Source organism: Streptomyces sp. ERV7, assembly GCF_001653515.1.
In the GTDB taxonomy this organism is placed as follows: domain Bacteria; phylum Actinomycetota; class Actinomycetes; order Streptomycetales; family Streptomycetaceae; genus Streptomyces.
In genome coordinates this window covers 765,817-780,300 of record NZ_LYOY01000029.1, presented here as the reverse complement: position 1 = coordinate 780,300, position 14,484 = coordinate 765,817, and the positions used below count along the sequence as shown (strand labels likewise).

The following is a 14,484-nucleotide window of genomic DNA, read 5'->3' as shown; positions in this document are numbered from 1 at the left end:
GATGACGCACCGATGAAGCCCGGCCACTCGGCGCCCCCAACGGAGCAAGCCCTCTTCCCCCATCACGCTCCGTGCGGGACGCTCGCAGATGGCGGTTGAGCAACGAGGAGGCATCAAGTGGTCGACGCAGACCGGACATTTGTCATTGTCGGTGGAGGACTGGCCGGGGCCAAGGCCGCCGAGACCCTGCGCGCCGAGGGGTTCAACGGCCGGGTGATCCTCATCGGCGACGAGCGGGAGCACCCCTACGAACGGCCTCCCCTGTCCAAGGGCTTCCTCTCCGGCAAGGAGGAGCGCGACAGCGTCTTCGTCCACGAGCCCGGCTGGTACGCGCAGAACGACGTGGAGCTCCACCTCGGCCAGACCGTCACCGCCATCGACCGCGAGGCCAGGACCGTCCGCCTGGGCGACGGCACCCTCATCGGCTACGACAAGCTGCTGCTCGCCACCGGCTCCGAGCCCCGCCGCCTCGACATCCCCGGCACCGGACTGGCGGGCGTCCACCATCTGCGCCGCCTCGCCCACTCCGAGCGGCTGCGCAACATGCTCAAGGCCCTCGGCCGCGACAACGGCCACCTGGTGATCGCCGGGGCCGGCTGGATCGGCCTGGAGGTCGCCGCCGCCGCGCGCGGGTACGGGGCGGAGGTCACCGTCGTCGAGCCCGAGCAGACCCCGTTGCACCAGGTCATCGGCCCCGAGCTCGGCCAGATCTTCACCGAGCTGCACGCCGAGCACGGCGTCCGCTTCCACTTCGGCGCCCGGCTCACCGAGATCACCGGCCAGGACGGCATGGTCCTCGCCGCCCGCACCGACGACGGCGAGGAGCACCCGGCGCACGACGTGCTCGCCGCGATCGGGGCCGCGCCGCGCACCGCGCTCGCCGAGGCCGCCGGGCTCGCCCTGGTCGACCGCCGGCACGGCGGCGGGGTCGCGGTCGACGCCTCGCTGCGCACCTCCGACCCGGACATCTTCGCCGCGGGCGACGTGGCCGCGGCCCACCACCCGCTGCTCGACACCCGGCTGCGGGTGGAGCACTGGGCCAACGCCCTCAACGGCGGCCCGGCCGCCGCGCGCGCGATGCTGGGCCAGGAGGTCGCGTACGACCGCGTGCCGTACTTCTTCTCCGACCAGTACGACCTGGGCCTGGAGTACTCGGGCTGGGCGCCCCCCGGCAGCTACGACCAGGTGGTGCTCAGGGGCGACGCGGGCAAGCGCGAGTTCATCGCCTTCTGGCTGAAGGAGCGGCGGGTGCTGGCGGGGATGAACGTGAACGTGTGGGACGTCACAGAGGCGATCCAGGGCCTGATCAGGGCCGGAACCAAGGGCGTCGAGATCGACCCCGACCGCCTGGCGGACCCGTCGGTCCCCCTGGGGGACCTGATGACGACGCCCTGAGTGTCACAGGCCTGGGGGCTCCTGGGGCGCCGGCGGCGCCCCAGGAGTGTCCGTCCCGCACCGTAGACTTGCCGCGTGGCAGGCAGGATCAACGATGACGACGTGAAGGCGGTCCGGGACGCGGTCCCGATCGACGCCGTCGTGTCCGAGTACCTCCAGCTGCGCAACGCGGGCGGCGGCAACCTCAAGGGCCTCTGCCCCTTCCACGACGAGAAGTCCCCGTCCTTCCAGGTCAGCCCCAGCAAGGGCCTCTTCCACTGCTTCGGCTGCCAGGAAGGCGGCGACACGATCGCCTTCGTCCGGAAGATCGACCACCTGTCGTTCTCCGAGGCCGTCGAGCGCCTGGCCGCCACCGCGGGCATCACCCTGCGGTATGAGGAGGGCGGCTACAACCCCTCCCACCAGCGCGGCGAGCGCATCCGCCTGGTCGAGGCGCACAAGGTCGCCGCCCAGTTCTACATCGAGCAGCTGGGCACCAGCCCCGAGGCCGAGATCGGCCGCAAGTTCCTCGCCGAGCGCGGCTTCGACCAGGCCGCCGCCGCCCACTTCGGCGTCGGCTACAGCCCGGCGGGCTGGGACCACCTCACCCGCTTCCTGCGCGGCAAGGGCTTCAGCGACAAGGAGCTGACCCTCTCCGGGCTCTCCCAGGAGGGCCGCCGCGGCCCCATCGACCGCTTCCGCGGCCGGCTGATGTGGCCGATCCGCGATGTCTCCGGCGAAGTGGTCGGCTTCGGCGCCCGCAAGCTCCGCGACGACGACAACGGCCCCAAGTACCTCAACACCCCCGAGACCGCGATCTACAAGAAGTCGCAGGTCCTGTACGGGATCGACCTGGCCAAGAAGGACATCGCCAAGTCCAGCCGCGCGGTGGTCGTCGAGGGCTACACCGATGTGATGGCCTGTCACCTCGCCGGGGTCACCACCGCCATCGCCACCTGCGGCACCGCCTTCGGCGGCGACCACATCAAGATCCTGCGCCGCCTCCTGATGGACAACGGCAGCGCGCGCGTGATCTTCACCTTCGACGGCGACTCGGCGGGCCAGAAGGCCGCCCTGCGCGCCTTCGAGGACGACCAGAAGTTCGCCGCCGAGACCTACATCGCCATCGCCCCCGACGGGATGGACCCCTGCGACCTGCGCCTCGCCAAGGGCAACGAGGCGGTCACCGAGCTGGTCCAGCCCCGCACCCCGCTCTTCGAGTTCGCGATCCGCCAGATCGTCCAGCGGTACGACCTGGAGACCCCGGCGGGCCGCGCGGCCGCGCTCGACGAGGCCGCCCCGATCGTCGCCCGCATCAAGAACATCGCCTCCCAGCACGAGGTGGCGGTCCAGCTGGCCGGCATCCTCGGCATCCTGGACACCCAGTTCGTGGTCAAGCGCGTGGCCCAGCTGGCCCGTTGGGCCCGCGACCGGGGAGGCAAGGGCCCGGCCCCCGAGCGCCGCCGTGAGTACGGGGAGGCGCAGGCCCCGGCCGCGGCCCCCTCCGGCCCGGCCCTGAACCTGCGCAGCCCCGCCCACCGCACCGAGCGCGAGCTCCTCAAGCTCGCCCTCCAGTACCCGCACCTGGTCTCCCCGGCCTTCGACGCGTACGGCGTGGACGAGTTCACGGCCCCGCCGTACGCCGCGGTGCGCCAGTGCGTCATGGACGCGGGCGGCGCCACGGACGCGCCCTCCGACTACCTCCCGGCGGTCATGGACTCGGCGCCCAACGACACCGTCCGCGCGCTCGTCACCGAGCTCGCCGTGGAGGCCATCCACGCGCGCGTGGTCGACGAGGCGTACGCGGGCGAGCAACTGGTCGCCGTCCGCCGCCGCGCCGTCGACCGCCGCCTCCTCGACATCCAGGGCACCCTGGCCCGCCTCGGGCAGAACGGCGACCCGGAGCGACTGGCCGCCGTGCAGAACGAGTTGTGGGTCCTCCAGCAGTACGGCCAGGCGCTGCGCAACCGGGGCGCGGAAGCCCTCTGAAGCCCGGCCGGGGCCCGATTCCGGGCACCCGGCCCGCCTATCCGGCCCCTCCCGGGGTACCCGGGCCCCGTAACAGCGTGGCGCGAGCCGCTGCCGCTCGGGTAACCGCCCGGTCACGGACCGGCTTCAAAAAGTCACCGCACGCCCCTCGTGGCGGAGATGTGTCTTACCCCACACTGGGGTGCGGTGCCTGAGTCCTCGGAGCGCGGCCGGCCCACCGAAGGTGGGTACCTCACCCCCGCGGATCCGCTCATCGTGTACGGGACGGACAGCGGCCCGGCCGCCCCCGTCCCGCTGCCGCACGCCCCCGATCCGGCAGCGATCACCCTGGAGGTCGCCCCCGTGCAGACCCGGACCCTGACCGACAACGACGTCGTGGCCACCGTGCCCCCGCAGACCCGGGCCGTGCTCCACCCCGAGGCCGAAGTGCCCCCCGTCGAGACCGCCGACGACGTGGTGGACGTCCCGGAGCCACCCGAGAGGGTGCCGGGGCGGGTGGACACCGGCGGCCCGTCCTCCGATCTCTTCCGGCAGTATCTGCGGGAGATCGGACGTATCCCGCTGCTCACCGCCGCCGAGGAGGTCGAGCTCGCCCGCCGGGTGGAAGCCGGCCTGTTCGCCGAGGAGAAGCTCGGCAGCACCCCCGACCTCGACTCCCAACTCGCCGTGGACCTCGACAAGTTGGTCGTCATGGGGCGGATGGCCAAACGCCGCCTGATCGAGGCGAACCTGCGCCTGGTCGTCTCCGTCGCCAAACGCTATGTGGGGCGCGGGCTCACCATGCTCGACCTGGTCCAGGAGGGAAACCTCGGGCTGATCCGCGCGGTCGAGAAGTTCGACTACGCGCGCGGCTACAAGTTCTCCACGTACGCGACGTGGTGGATCCGCCAGGCCATGTCCCGCGCGCTGGCCGACCAGGCCCGGACGATCCGCGTCCCCGTCCATGTGGTGGAGCTGATCAACCGGGTCGTCCGGGTGCAGCGCCGGATGCTCCAGGAGCGCGGCTACGAGCCGACGCCGGACGAGGTGGCCGCCCATCTCGACCTGGCGCCCGAGCGGGTGAGCGAGGTGCTGCGGCTCGCCCAGGAGCCGGTCTCGCTGCACGCGCCCGTGGGCGAGGAGGACGACGTCGCGCTCGGCGACCTGATCGAGGACGGCGACGCGGCGTCCCCCGTGGAGTCGGCGGCGTTCCTGCTGCTGCGCGAGCACCTGGAGGCGGTGCTGTCCACGCTGGGCGAGCGCGAGCGCAAGGTGGTCCAGCTGCGCTACGGGCTCGCGGACGGCCGCCCGCGCACGCTGGAGGAGATCGGCCGCATCTTCGGCGTGACGCGCGAACGCATCCGCCAGATCGAGTCGAAGACGCTGAACAAACTCCGCGACCACGCCTTCGCGGACCAGCTGAGGGGTTACCTGGACTGAGAGCCTGTCTTTGAACCCCCGCCTGCGCCCCGACGCCCGGCACGCACGCTCGCCGCACGGTGTCCCAGGACAGGTGGCTCCGCCACATGACCTGGGACACGCCCGCCGTACTGCTGGTCGCGGTCGCGCTGTGGGGCGCGGCGTTCGGCGGAGCGCCGACACGGATCCAGACCGCTCTGGTCGACGTCTCGGGACCGGAGCACGCGGACGTGGCGACCTCGCTCCAGGCGACCGTCTACAACGCCGGGATCGCCGCCGGATCGCTGGCCGGAGGGGTCGTGCTGGAGAACGCGGGCGCCGGTGCGCTCCCTTGGGCGTCCCTGCCGCTCGTCATCGGTGCTGTACTGGTGGTTTGGACCGCGCGTACCCGTGGTTTCCCTGTTCGGCGGGGGGTGCGCTGATCGCCCACGGAAGGCCTCAGGCATATGCCAGAAGCACCACCGTATCGAGTGTTGCCAAATCCCTTACGGGGCATCGCTCCCTGTGCAACAGTCGTTACCGGTCCATCCTTCCGACATGCAGTGCCGCGCCTGTATCGGAGTACGTCATGCCGTCCCATCTGTTCGCGGACCGTCCCAGCCCGCAACCGCCGGAGCGGGAGACGGTCGACGCGCTGATCACGCAGACCCGTCGGCTGCGCGGTGGAGTGGACGCCGTCCGGCGCGACGCGCTGGTGGAGGACGACGACGCGCACGGCCGCTGGCAGCGCGCCCTGTGCGACCTGGCGGTCCATCACCTCGACGACCTCGGCACGCACTTGGACCAGCTGAAGGAGGGCCTGCCCGAGCCCGTCCCGGAGGAGGCCGAAGAGGAGGAGCCGCCGCCCGCCCTCGCGCTCGACCCGATGCCCGGGTCCCTGCTCAGCCGGGTCGGCAGCGCCGAGTGGAACCTGCTCACGGACGCGGTGGACTGGTCGGATGAGCTCTTCCAGATATTCGGACGGGCGCCCGAGAGCGGAGCGATGTCGCTCGACGAACTGCCGTCGATGGTGTTCGCCGAGGACCAGGCGCTGCTCACGGCCATGGTGACGGACTGTCTGGTCGACGGGAAGCCGATCGACGGGGAGTTCCGTATCGTCCGCACCGACGGACGGGTGCGGACGCTGCACATGATGGGCGAGCCCGTGCTCGACGCCGACGGCTGCACCGCGTCGATGTGGGCCGTGCTGCGTGACGTCAGCGAGCTGCGCCGCAGCCAGCGCGCCGTACGGGAGTCACGCGACTCGCTGCGGCGCGAGCGGCACATCGCCCAGACCGAGCACCGGCTCGCGGTCGAGCTCCAGGAGGCCGTGCTGCCGCCGTGGCGCGGCTCCCTGCGACTGCCCCAGGGCAACCCGGCGGCGCTCGACATCGCGGCGCACTATCTGCCGTCGGCCACCAGCGCGCTCATCGGCGGCGACTGGTACGACGCGCTCGAACTGCCCGACGGCAGGTCCTTACTGACCGTCGGAGACCTGACCGGCCACGGTGTCACCGCCACCGGCGCCATGGCCATGCTGCTCGGCGCGCTGCGCGGCATGGCGGTCGCCGGCATCCGCCCCGGCGACCTGATGGGCCACCTCAACCAGCTGCTCGACCACTCGGTCCAGCCCGCGCTCGGCAGCGCGGTCTGCTGCCAGTACGACCCGGCCACCCGTCTCCTCTCCTGGGCACAGGCAGGACACCCCGCCCCGCTGCTGTTCCGCGGCGGGACGGGGTGCGCCCTGACGCCGCCGGACGGGGTGCTGCTCGGAGCGACGTCAGGAGCCGGGTACGGACAGGCCGAGGTGCAGCTGAGGCCCGGCGATCTGCTGGTCCTGCACACCGACGGGCTGACCCGGCGGGGCACCTCGGACGAGCCGGGGTGCCGCAGGCTGCTGGCGCTCGCCCCCCGCCTCGAAACGGTCCGTACGGCGCAGGACGGCGTGCGGACGGTGGTCGAGGAGTTCGGCGAGACGGACCGCGAGGACGACGCGTGCGTGCTGGTGGCACGCATCGGGTCCTGAACTCCCCGGCGGCGTCGTTCGGTTGACGGCGGTACGGATCGGTGGACGGATAGGCGGTTCTGGGCGGGTCCGGTCGGCCGGGCCCGCCTTCTACAGGTCCATGCTCCTGCCCCGGCGCGTCGGCGCCTTCGGCAGGGCCAGCTGGATCTCCTCGCGCAGGTCCTGGATCTTCTGGAACCCGGAGTACTGCCCGGTCAGCCGGTACATCTCGCGCAGCCGGTCCCAGGTGCGGTGGGAGGAGGTCTCCCCCATCGACACCAGCGCCAGCCGGGCGTAGCGGTCCGCCTGTTCGGGGTCGTCGGCGATGAAGCAGGCCGAGGCGAGCGAGATGTAGTCGAAGATCTTCGAGCGCTGGCGCCCGTTGACCCGTAGTTCGAGCGCCTGTTTCGCATGGCGGGCCGCGACGTTCGCGGCACTCGGGTCGTGCTCGGCGAGCGTACGGAACGCCAGGGCCTGCATGCCGTGGAGGTCCGCCTCGTCGAACATCTGCATCCAGCTCGGCGGGGGCACGTCGCCCCGGTCCGAGACGAAGAGATCCTCGGCCTCGCCGAGGGTGCGCCGCATGGCCTGGCCGTGCCCCATCGACGCCTGCGCCCAGCTGAGGCAGCCCACCCCCGCGCCCTCCGCCCCCCGCTGTGGGCACGGGTGCCCACAGCGGACCGCCCGGCCCCGTACGCGCTCAGTCGACCTCCGCCACCGCCTGCGCGAACTGCGCCGCGTACAGGCGCGCGTACGCGCCCTCGGCCGCCAGCAGCTCGTCGTGCGTGCCCTGCTCCACGATCGCGCCGCTCTCCATCACGAGGATGACGTCGGCGTCGCGGATCGTGGAGAGCCGGTGGGCGATCACAAAGCTCGTCCGGCCGTGGGCCAGCCGCGCCATCGCCTTCTGGATCAGCACCTCCGTGCGCGTGTCCACCGAACTCGTCGCCTCGTCGAGCACCAGGATCACCGGGTCGGACAGGAAGGCCCGAGCGATGGTGCCCCCCGCTGTGGGCACGGGTGCCCACAGCGGACCGCCCGGCCCCGTACGCGCTCAGTCGACCTCCGCCACCGCCTGCGCGAACTGCGCCGCGTACAGGCGCGCGTACGCGCCCTCGGCCGCCAGCAGCTCGTCGTGCGTGCCCTGCTCCACGATCGCGCCGCTCTCCATCACGAGGATGACGTCGGCGTCGCGGATCGTGGAGAGCCGGTGGGCGATCACAAAGCTCGTCCGGCCGTGGGCCAGCCGCGCCATCGCCTTCTGGATCAGCACCTCCGTGCGCGTGTCCACCGAACTCGTCGCCTCGTCGAGCACCAGGATCACCGGGTCGGACAGGAAGGCCCGAGCGATGGTGATCAGCTGCTTCTCGCCCGCGCTCACCCCCGTGCCCTCGTCGTCGATCACCGTGTCGTACCCGTCCGGCAGCGTCCGGATGAACCGGTCCGCGTGCGCCGCCCGGGCCGCCTCCTCGATCTCCTCGCGGGTGACCGGCCGGTCCGCCCCGTACGCGATGTTGTCCGCGATGGTGCCGCCGAACAGCCAGGTGTCCTGGAGCACCATGCCGATGCCCGAGCGCAGCTCCTGGCGCGACATCCGGGCCGCGTCCACCCCGTCCAGGGTGATCCGCCCGTCCGTCACCTCGTAGAACCGCATCAGCAGGTTGACCAGCGTGGTCTTGCCCGCGCCCGTGGGGCCGACGATCGCGACCGTCTGGCCGGGCTCGACCTTCAGCGACAGATCGTCGATGAGCGGCTTCTCCGGGTCGTACCGGAACGCCACCTTCTCCAGGGTCACCGCGCCGCGCCGCTCCACCGGCCGCTCGGCCGATTCCGCGTCCGGCTCCTGCTCGTCCGCGTCGAGCAGCTCGAAGATCCGCTCGGCGGAGGCGACGCCCGACTGCACCAGGTTCGCCATCGAGGCGACCTGGGTGAGCGGCATCGAGAACTGCCGCGAGTACTGGATGAACGCCTGCACATCGCCGATCGACAGCGCGCCGGAGGCGACCCGCAGCCCGCCGACGACCGCGACCAGCACATAGTTCAGGTTCGAGATGAACATCATCAGCGGCTGCATCACCCCGCTGTTGAACTGCGCCCTGAACCCGGCCTCGTACAGCGCCTCGTTCTGCTCGTCGAACTGCCGAGCCGACTCCTCCTGGCGCCCGAAGACCTTCACCAGGGTGTGCCCGGTGTACATCTCCTCCACGTGCGCGTTGAGCCGCCCCGTGGTCTTCCACTGCTGCACGAACTGCGGCTGCGACCGCTTGCCTATCTTCGTCGCGATGAACACCGACAGCGGTACGGTCGCGAGCGCCACCAGGGCGAGCAGCGGCGAGATCCAGAACATCATCGTGAGCACGCCGACGATGGTGAGAGCTGAGTTGATGAGCTGGCCCATCGTCTGCTGCATCGTCTGCGAGATGTTGTCGATGTCGTTGGTCGCGCGGCTGAGCACCTCGCCGCGCTTGGCGCGGTCGAAGTACGACAGCGGCAGCCGCGACAGCTTCGCCTGCACCTGCTCGCGCATCCGGAACACCGTGCGGTTGATCGCCCGGTTGGAGAGCCGGGTCGCCACCAGCATCAGCAGCCCCGCGCCCACGTACACCGCGAGCGCGTAGAGCAGCACACCGCCCACCGAGCCGAAGTCGATGCCGTGGCCCGGGGTGAAGTCCACCCCGGAGAGCATGTCGGCGAGGCCGCCGTCGCCCTTGGCGCGCAGCCGCTCCAGCGCCTGTTCCTTGGTCGTCCCGTCCGTCGCCTGCCGGCCGACGACGCCCGCGAAGACCAGGTCGGTCGCCTTGCCGAGGATCTTCGGCCCGACCACCGAGAGGGCCACGCTGAGCACCGCGGCCACGACCATCACATAGAGCGTGCCCTTCTCCGGCGCGAGCTGCCTGAGCAGCCGCTTCGAGGAGCCCTTGAAGTCCATCGAGCGCTTGCCGTCGCCCTGGCCCATCATCCGGGCCATGTTTCCGCTCATGCCGCCTCGGCCTCCGTCAGCTGGGAGAGCACGATCTCCCGGTACGTCTCGTTCCCGGCCATCAGCTCGTGGTGGCGGCCGGTGCCGACGACCCGTCCCTCGTCCAGGACGACGATCCGGTCGGCGTCGCGGATCGTGGAGACCCGCTGCGCCACGATGACGACGGTCGCCTCGCGCGTCTCGCGCAGCAGCGCCGCCCGCAGGGCCGCGTCCGTGGCGTAGTCGAGCGCCGAGAAGGAGTCGTCGAAGAGGTAGATCTCCGGCCGCTGCACCAGGGTCCGCGCGATCGCGAGCCGCTGGCGCTGGCCGCCGGAGACATTGGTGCCGCCCTGCGCGATGGGCGCGTTGAGGCCGCCCTCCAGCCTGGTGACGAACTCCTTGGCCTGGGCGACCTCCAGCGCGTGCCAGAGCTCGTCGTCGGTGGCGTCGGGATTGCCGTACCGCAGATTGGTCGCGACGGTCCCGGAGAACAGATACGGCTTCTGCGGCACCATCGAGACGGTCTTGGCGAGCAGTACGGGATCGATTGCGCGCACGTCCTCGCCGTCCACCAGGACCGTGCCGTCCGTCACGTCGAACAGCCTCGGTACCAGCCCGAGCAGCGTGGACTTGCCGCTGCCCGTGGACCCGATGACCGCGGTGGTCTCGCCGGGGCGGGCCACCAGGTCCACCCCCTTCAGGACCGACTCCTCGGCGCCCGGGTAGGTGAAGTCGGCGCCCCTGACCTCCAGATGGCCGCTGCGGCGCAGCTCGCGCACGGGGGCCTTCGGCGGCACCACGCTGGTGTCGGTGCCCAGGACCTCCTCGATGCGCTCGGCGCAGACCTCGGCGCGCGGCACCATCATGAACATGAAGGTGGCCATCATCACGGCCATCACGATCTGCATCAGATACGTGAGGAACGCGGTGAGCTGACCGATCATCAGGTGCCCGTCGTCGATCCGGTGGGCGCCGAACCACACCACCGCCACCGAGGAGACGTTCACGACGGTCATCACCGTCGGGAACATCAGCGCCATCAGCCGGCCGGTGCCGAGCGAGACGTCGGTCAGCTCGGTGTTGGCGCCCCGGAAGCGGCCCTTCTCGTAGTCGTCCTTCACGAACGCCCTGATCACACGGTTGCCGGTGATCTGCTCGCGCAGTACGCGGTTCACCGTGTCCAGACGCGTCTGCATGGTGCGGTACAGCGGTCGCATCCTGCGCACGATCAGCGAGACGGAGAGGCCGAGCACCGGCACCACGGCGAGCAGCACCGCCGAGAGCGGCACGTCCTGGCCGAGCGCCATGATGATGCCGCCGAAGCACATGATCGGCGCGGACACCATCAGCGTGAACGCCATCAGCGTCAGCATCTGGACCTGCTGCACGTCGTTGGTGGTCCGGGTGATCAGGGACGGCGCCCCGAAGTGGCCCACCTCGCGCGAGGAGAACGACTGGACGCGGGCGAAGACGGCCGCGCGGACGTCCCGGCCGAAGGCCGCGGCCGTGCGCGCGCCGAAGTAGACGGCGCCGACGTTGCAGACCACCTGGACGAGGCTGACGGCGATCATGATGCCGCCGAACTCCAGGATGTAGCCGGTGTCCCCGTTGACCACACCGTTGTCGATGATGTCGGCGTTCAGGGTCGGCAGATAGAGGGTCGCGCAGGTCTGGAGCAGCTGCAGCAGCACCAGGAGCGCGATCGGTTTCTTGTACGGAACCAGATGGGTCCGCAGGAGTCGTATGAGCACGTGAAGGCTCTCCGGGTCGGCAAGATCGAGGGGTTCGGCCTCCCATCTTGCGGCACCCCACCCCCGCAACCCCAAGCGATTAAGCCCAGGGCGATGCAAAAGGATCGGTCAAGAACGGACCTCAGACGCCCGGGTCGAACGCGCCCGGGTGGATCTCGTCGCGCGTAGCGATGTACTGCTGGCGCACCGCCTGCCCCACGGCCAGCTCCTCGCCCGGCTCGAAGACCTGCGCGGCCGCGCCCTGCCAGGCCGGCGGGGTGTGCGCGGCGAGGCTGCCCTGCGGCGGCCTGGCGGGCCGCGCCGAGCGCCGCGTACTCGGCGGGCTGCGGCACGACCACCTGGGTGCCCAGGATCGCGGGCGCCGCCGCCTGCACGGCGGGCAGTTCGGCCGCCGCCCCGAGCAGGAAGACCCGCCGCACCTCGACCCCGCGCAGCCGCAGCACGTCGAGCGCGTCCGCCAGCGAGCAGAGCATGCCCTCGAAGGCGGCCCGCGCCAGGTGCTCGGGCTTCATCGACTCGCGCCGCAGCCCGGCCAGCGTGCCGGCCGCGTGCGGCAGCCGGGGCGTGCGCTCACCCTCCAGATACGGCAGCAGGACGAGCCCGCTGGCGCCCGGAGTCGACTTCAGCGCCAGCGCGGAGAGCTCCTCCAGGCTCTCGGTGCCGAGCATCTCCGCCGTGCCGCGCAGCGCCCGTACCGCGTTGCTCGTATGCACGACGGGCAGATGGCGGCCGGTGGCGTCGGCGAACGACGTAATCATCCCGGCCGGGTCGGCCAGCGCCTCGTGGTGCACGGCCATGACGGAACCGGATGCCCCGAGCGAGACGACCGCGTCGCCGGGCCCGACGCCGAGCCCGAACGCGGCGGCCATCGTCTCGCCGGTGCCGGCCGAGATCAGCAGCCCTTCGGGGGTGGTGCCGGCCGCGTCGGAGGGCCCGAGCACCTCGGGGAGCGCCACGTGGTGGCCGAGCGCGAGCTCGACCAGGTCGGGGCGGTAGAAGCCGGTCGCGGCCGACCAGTAGCCGGTGCCGGACGCGGCGCCGCGGTCGGTGGTGCGACGGGCCGGGCGGCCGAGCAGCTGCCACACCAGCCAGTCGTGCGCCTGGACGATCGCGGCGGTGCGCTGGGCGGTCTCCGGTTCGTTACGGGCCAGCCAGCGCAGCTTCGCCACGGCCTGGGCGGCCTGCGGCACACAGCCGACGGCCTTGGCCCACGCCTCCCGCCCGCCGAGCGCGTCGGTCAGATCCGCCGCGGCGACCTGGGCGCGCTTGTCGTTGCCGGTCAGCGCGGCCCGGATGAGCGCGCCCTGGCCGTCGAGCGCGATCAGCGCGTGCTGCTGGGCGGCGACCCCGATGGCCTGCACACCTTCGAGCAGGCCGCCCGCCGCGGCCTCGCCGAGCGAGAGCAGCCAGGCCTGCGGATCGACCTCGGTGGCCTTCGGGTCGACGGGATGCGGGGCATACCCCTGCCGCAGGACGGCACCGGTGTCGGTGTCGCAGACGACGATGCGTGTGAAGGCGGAAGAGCTGTCCAGCCCGGCGACTATCCCCATGCGCACGATTCTGCATCACGCGGGGGGCCACCGGGCCCCCCGCGTCCGCCGGGTCTTGCCGGTGCGGCCTGCACCGGGGGTCAGGTGTTGCTGGTGCCCCAGTCGTCCTCGGTGTCCTGGCCGCGCTCGCGCAGCGACCGCACCCGGTCGGCGATCGACTTCGGCGCCTTGTCCCCGACCTTCTCGGAGACCTTCTCGCTCACCGCGTGGAAGGCCTTGCCCGCGTACGCGCGGCCGTTCTGGGCGGCCGACTCGGCGGTGTTGCGGACGGCCGGGTTCTGCGCGACCTGCCGGGCGGACTTCTTCAGCTGCTCGTACCGCTCGCGTCCGGCCCGGGTCCCGAGCACGTACCCGACGACGAGTCCGACGGCGAACGTGAGCCGGTAGCGCATGGCGGTCACCCTTCTGTGGCGTCTGTCTGACGTCGCTGTGGCGTCTGTGCTGCGCCTACCCGTGCAGCCCTGTGATCACCCGGGGCGGAACCGATTGGCGGAGCACCCCCCTGCTTGCGCTAATGTATGTGTCGCAGCGAGCGCACGCCGCCCGGGGACACCCGGGGTAGGTACGTTCGATGCAACGAGACATTCCCCTGTAGCTCAATTGGCAGAGCAGCCGGCTGTTAACCGGCAGGTTACTGGTTCGAGTCCAGTCGGGGGAGCTCGGTCTCCTGTAGCTCAATTGGCAGAGCAGCCGGCTGTTAACCGGCAGGTTACTGGTTCGAGTCCAGTCGGGGGAGCTCGGTCTCCTGTAGCTCAATTGGCAGAGCAGCCGGCTGTTAACCGGCAGGTTACTGGTTCGAGTCCAGTCGGGGGAGCTCGGTCTCCTGTAGCTCAATTGGCAGAGCAGCCGGCTGTTAACCGGCAGGTTACTGGTTCGAGTCCAGTCGGGAGAGCAGTGAAAAGGGCCCCTTGAGGGTCCTTTTTCATGCCCGGGGGAACCGCGCGGGGCGTGACGGGGTCCTCATGGGCGTGCGTTGCCGACCATCCGAGGCAGGAGATCGTATGAGCGGCTATGCTGCGGCAGACGGCGCGCACAAATGTGCGCGACGCGCCGTTAGGGGCGGTAGCTCAGCCGGTTAGAGCAGCGGACTCATAATCCGTCGGCCGTGGGTTCGAGTCCCACCCGCCCCACTCTGCGTTCCCTGCGCAGAAACGTTTCAACCTGTGGAGTTCGCCTGCGCGGGGGAGAGCCTCGACCAACTTGTGGTCGGGGCTCTTTGCGTGCGGGGCCGCCGGGCGGTGAGGCGCCGTCCACGTCTCCGCAGCCGTCCACGTCCGACTCGCCCCCGGCCCCGCCGCAGCCGCCCCCTACACCGACGCCGACCAAGACGTGCAGCCGCTTCCTGTGGTGGTGCCTGTAGCTCCGCGCGACCTGCGCGTGCTTTGTGCCCGGGGTTCATCTGCGGGCCGGTGGGGGCTGGCCGCGCAGTTCCCCCCGCCCCTGAAGGGGCCGGTGTTTCTCCGCGGGCCGGTGGGGGCT

8 protein-coding genes, 5 tRNA genes and 3 pseudogenes are annotated in these 14,484 nt (G+C 71.3%); 10 read left to right on the top strand and 6 right to left on the bottom strand.

The features are described from left to right. Window positions 1-117 precede the first annotated feature (117 nt). From A8W25_RS09870 to A8W25_RS09850, 5 genes are all read left to right on the top strand, one after another. A complete protein-coding gene (locus A8W25_RS09870) occupies window positions 118-1,395 on the top strand; it encodes an NAD(P)/FAD-dependent oxidoreductase (protein ID WP_067158679.1) in 1,278 nt (425 codons plus the stop codon). Between the two features lie 75 nt (window positions 1,396-1,470). Continuing rightward, complete coding sequence (gene dnaG, locus A8W25_RS09865) at window positions 1,471-3,363, top strand: DNA primase (RefSeq protein ID WP_067158676.1); 1,893 nt, start codon at window positions 1,471-1,473, stop codon at window positions 3,361-3,363. A 186-nt stretch (window positions 3,364-3,549) separates the two neighbouring features. Further along, window positions 3,550-4,782: an RNA polymerase sigma factor gene (locus A8W25_RS09860; protein WP_067158674.1), complete on the top strand. Its 1,233-nt coding sequence runs from the start codon at window positions 3,550-3,552 to the stop codon at window positions 4,780-4,782. A gap of 86 nt (window positions 4,783-4,868) precedes the next feature. Continuing rightward, window positions 4,869-5,183, top strand: a complete 315-nt coding sequence (locus A8W25_RS09855) for an MFS transporter (RefSeq protein ID WP_067158672.1) — start codon at window positions 4,869-4,871, stop codon at window positions 5,181-5,183. Window positions 5,184-5,329: 146 nt separating this feature from the next. Continuing rightward, window positions 5,330-6,766, top strand: coding sequence for a PP2C family protein-serine/threonine phosphatase (locus tag A8W25_RS09850; RefSeq protein ID WP_067158670.1), 1,437 nt, complete (start codon window positions 5,330-5,332; stop codon window positions 6,764-6,766). 90 nt (window positions 6,767-6,856) lie between these two features. On the opposite strand, the pseudogene A8W25_RS09845 reads toward A8W25_RS09850, so the two are convergent. From A8W25_RS09845 to A8W25_RS09820, 6 genes and pseudogenes are all read right to left on the bottom strand, one after another. Beyond that, window positions 6,857-7,366: pseudogene (locus A8W25_RS09845) on the bottom strand (hypothetical protein); the annotation flags it as partial. A 79-nt stretch (window positions 7,367-7,445) separates the two neighbouring features. Beyond that, window positions 7,446-7,718, bottom strand: a pseudogene (locus A8W25_RS09840) (ABC transporter ATP-binding protein); the annotation flags it as partial. A gap of 81 nt (window positions 7,719-7,799) precedes the next feature. Continuing rightward, window positions 7,800-9,725: an ABC transporter ATP-binding protein gene (locus tag A8W25_RS09835; protein WP_067158665.1), complete on the bottom strand. Its 1,926-nt coding sequence runs from the start codon at window positions 9,723-9,725 to the stop codon at window positions 7,800-7,802. Further along, window positions 9,722-11,455 carry an ABC transporter ATP-binding protein gene (locus A8W25_RS09830; protein ID WP_067158662.1) on the bottom strand — a complete coding sequence of 578 codons (1,734 nt, stop codon included), beginning with the start codon at window positions 11,453-11,455 and terminating at the stop codon, window positions 9,722-9,724. The genes A8W25_RS09835 and A8W25_RS09830 overlap by 4 nt, the downstream gene beginning before the upstream one ends. A gap of 121 nt (window positions 11,456-11,576) precedes the next feature. After that, window positions 11,577-13,005 (bottom strand): annotated as a pseudogene (locus A8W25_RS09825) (FGGY family carbohydrate kinase). 80 nt (window positions 13,006-13,085) lie between these two features. Beyond that, window positions 13,086-13,397, bottom strand: coding sequence for a hypothetical protein (locus A8W25_RS09820; RefSeq protein WP_067158660.1), 312 nt, complete (start codon window positions 13,395-13,397; stop codon window positions 13,086-13,088). Window positions 13,398-13,590: 193 nt separating this feature from the next. On the opposite strand from A8W25_RS09820, the gene A8W25_RS09815 reads away from it, so the two are divergent. From A8W25_RS09815 to A8W25_RS09795, 5 genes are all read left to right on the top strand, one after another. After that, window positions 13,591-13,663: transfer RNA gene (locus tag A8W25_RS09815), tRNA-Asn, on the top strand. A 5-nt stretch (window positions 13,664-13,668) separates the two neighbouring features. Then, a tRNA-Asn gene (locus A8W25_RS09810) sits at window positions 13,669-13,741 on the top strand. Window positions 13,742-13,746: 5 nt separating this feature from the next. Beyond that, a tRNA-Asn gene (locus tag A8W25_RS09805) sits at window positions 13,747-13,819 on the top strand. A 5-nt stretch (window positions 13,820-13,824) separates the two neighbouring features. Next, window positions 13,825-13,897: transfer RNA gene (locus A8W25_RS09800), tRNA-Asn, on the top strand. A 164-nt stretch (window positions 13,898-14,061) separates the two neighbouring features. Continuing rightward, window positions 14,062-14,135, top strand: a tRNA-Ile gene (locus tag A8W25_RS09795). The last annotated feature ends 349 nt before the right edge of the window (window positions 14,136-14,484 follow it).

What these genes read in the sequence shown, in the direction of transcription:
- A8W25_RS09855 (WP_067158672.1), top strand. Translation starts at nt 4,869, where the DNA reads ATGACCTGGGACACGCCCGCCGTACTGCTGGTCGCGGTCGCGCTGTGG.
- A8W25_RS09850 (WP_067158670.1), top strand. Translation starts at nt 5,330, where the DNA reads ATGCCGTCCCATCTGTTCGCGGACCGTCCCAGCCCGCAACCGCCGGAG.
- A8W25_RS09835 (WP_067158665.1), bottom strand. Translation starts at nt 9,725, where the DNA reads ATGAGCGGAAACATGGCCCGGATGATGGGCCAGGGCGACGGCAAGCGC.
- A8W25_RS09820 (WP_067158660.1), bottom strand. Translation starts at nt 13,397, where the DNA reads ATGCGCTACCGGCTCACGTTCGCCGTCGGACTCGTCGTCGGGTACGTG.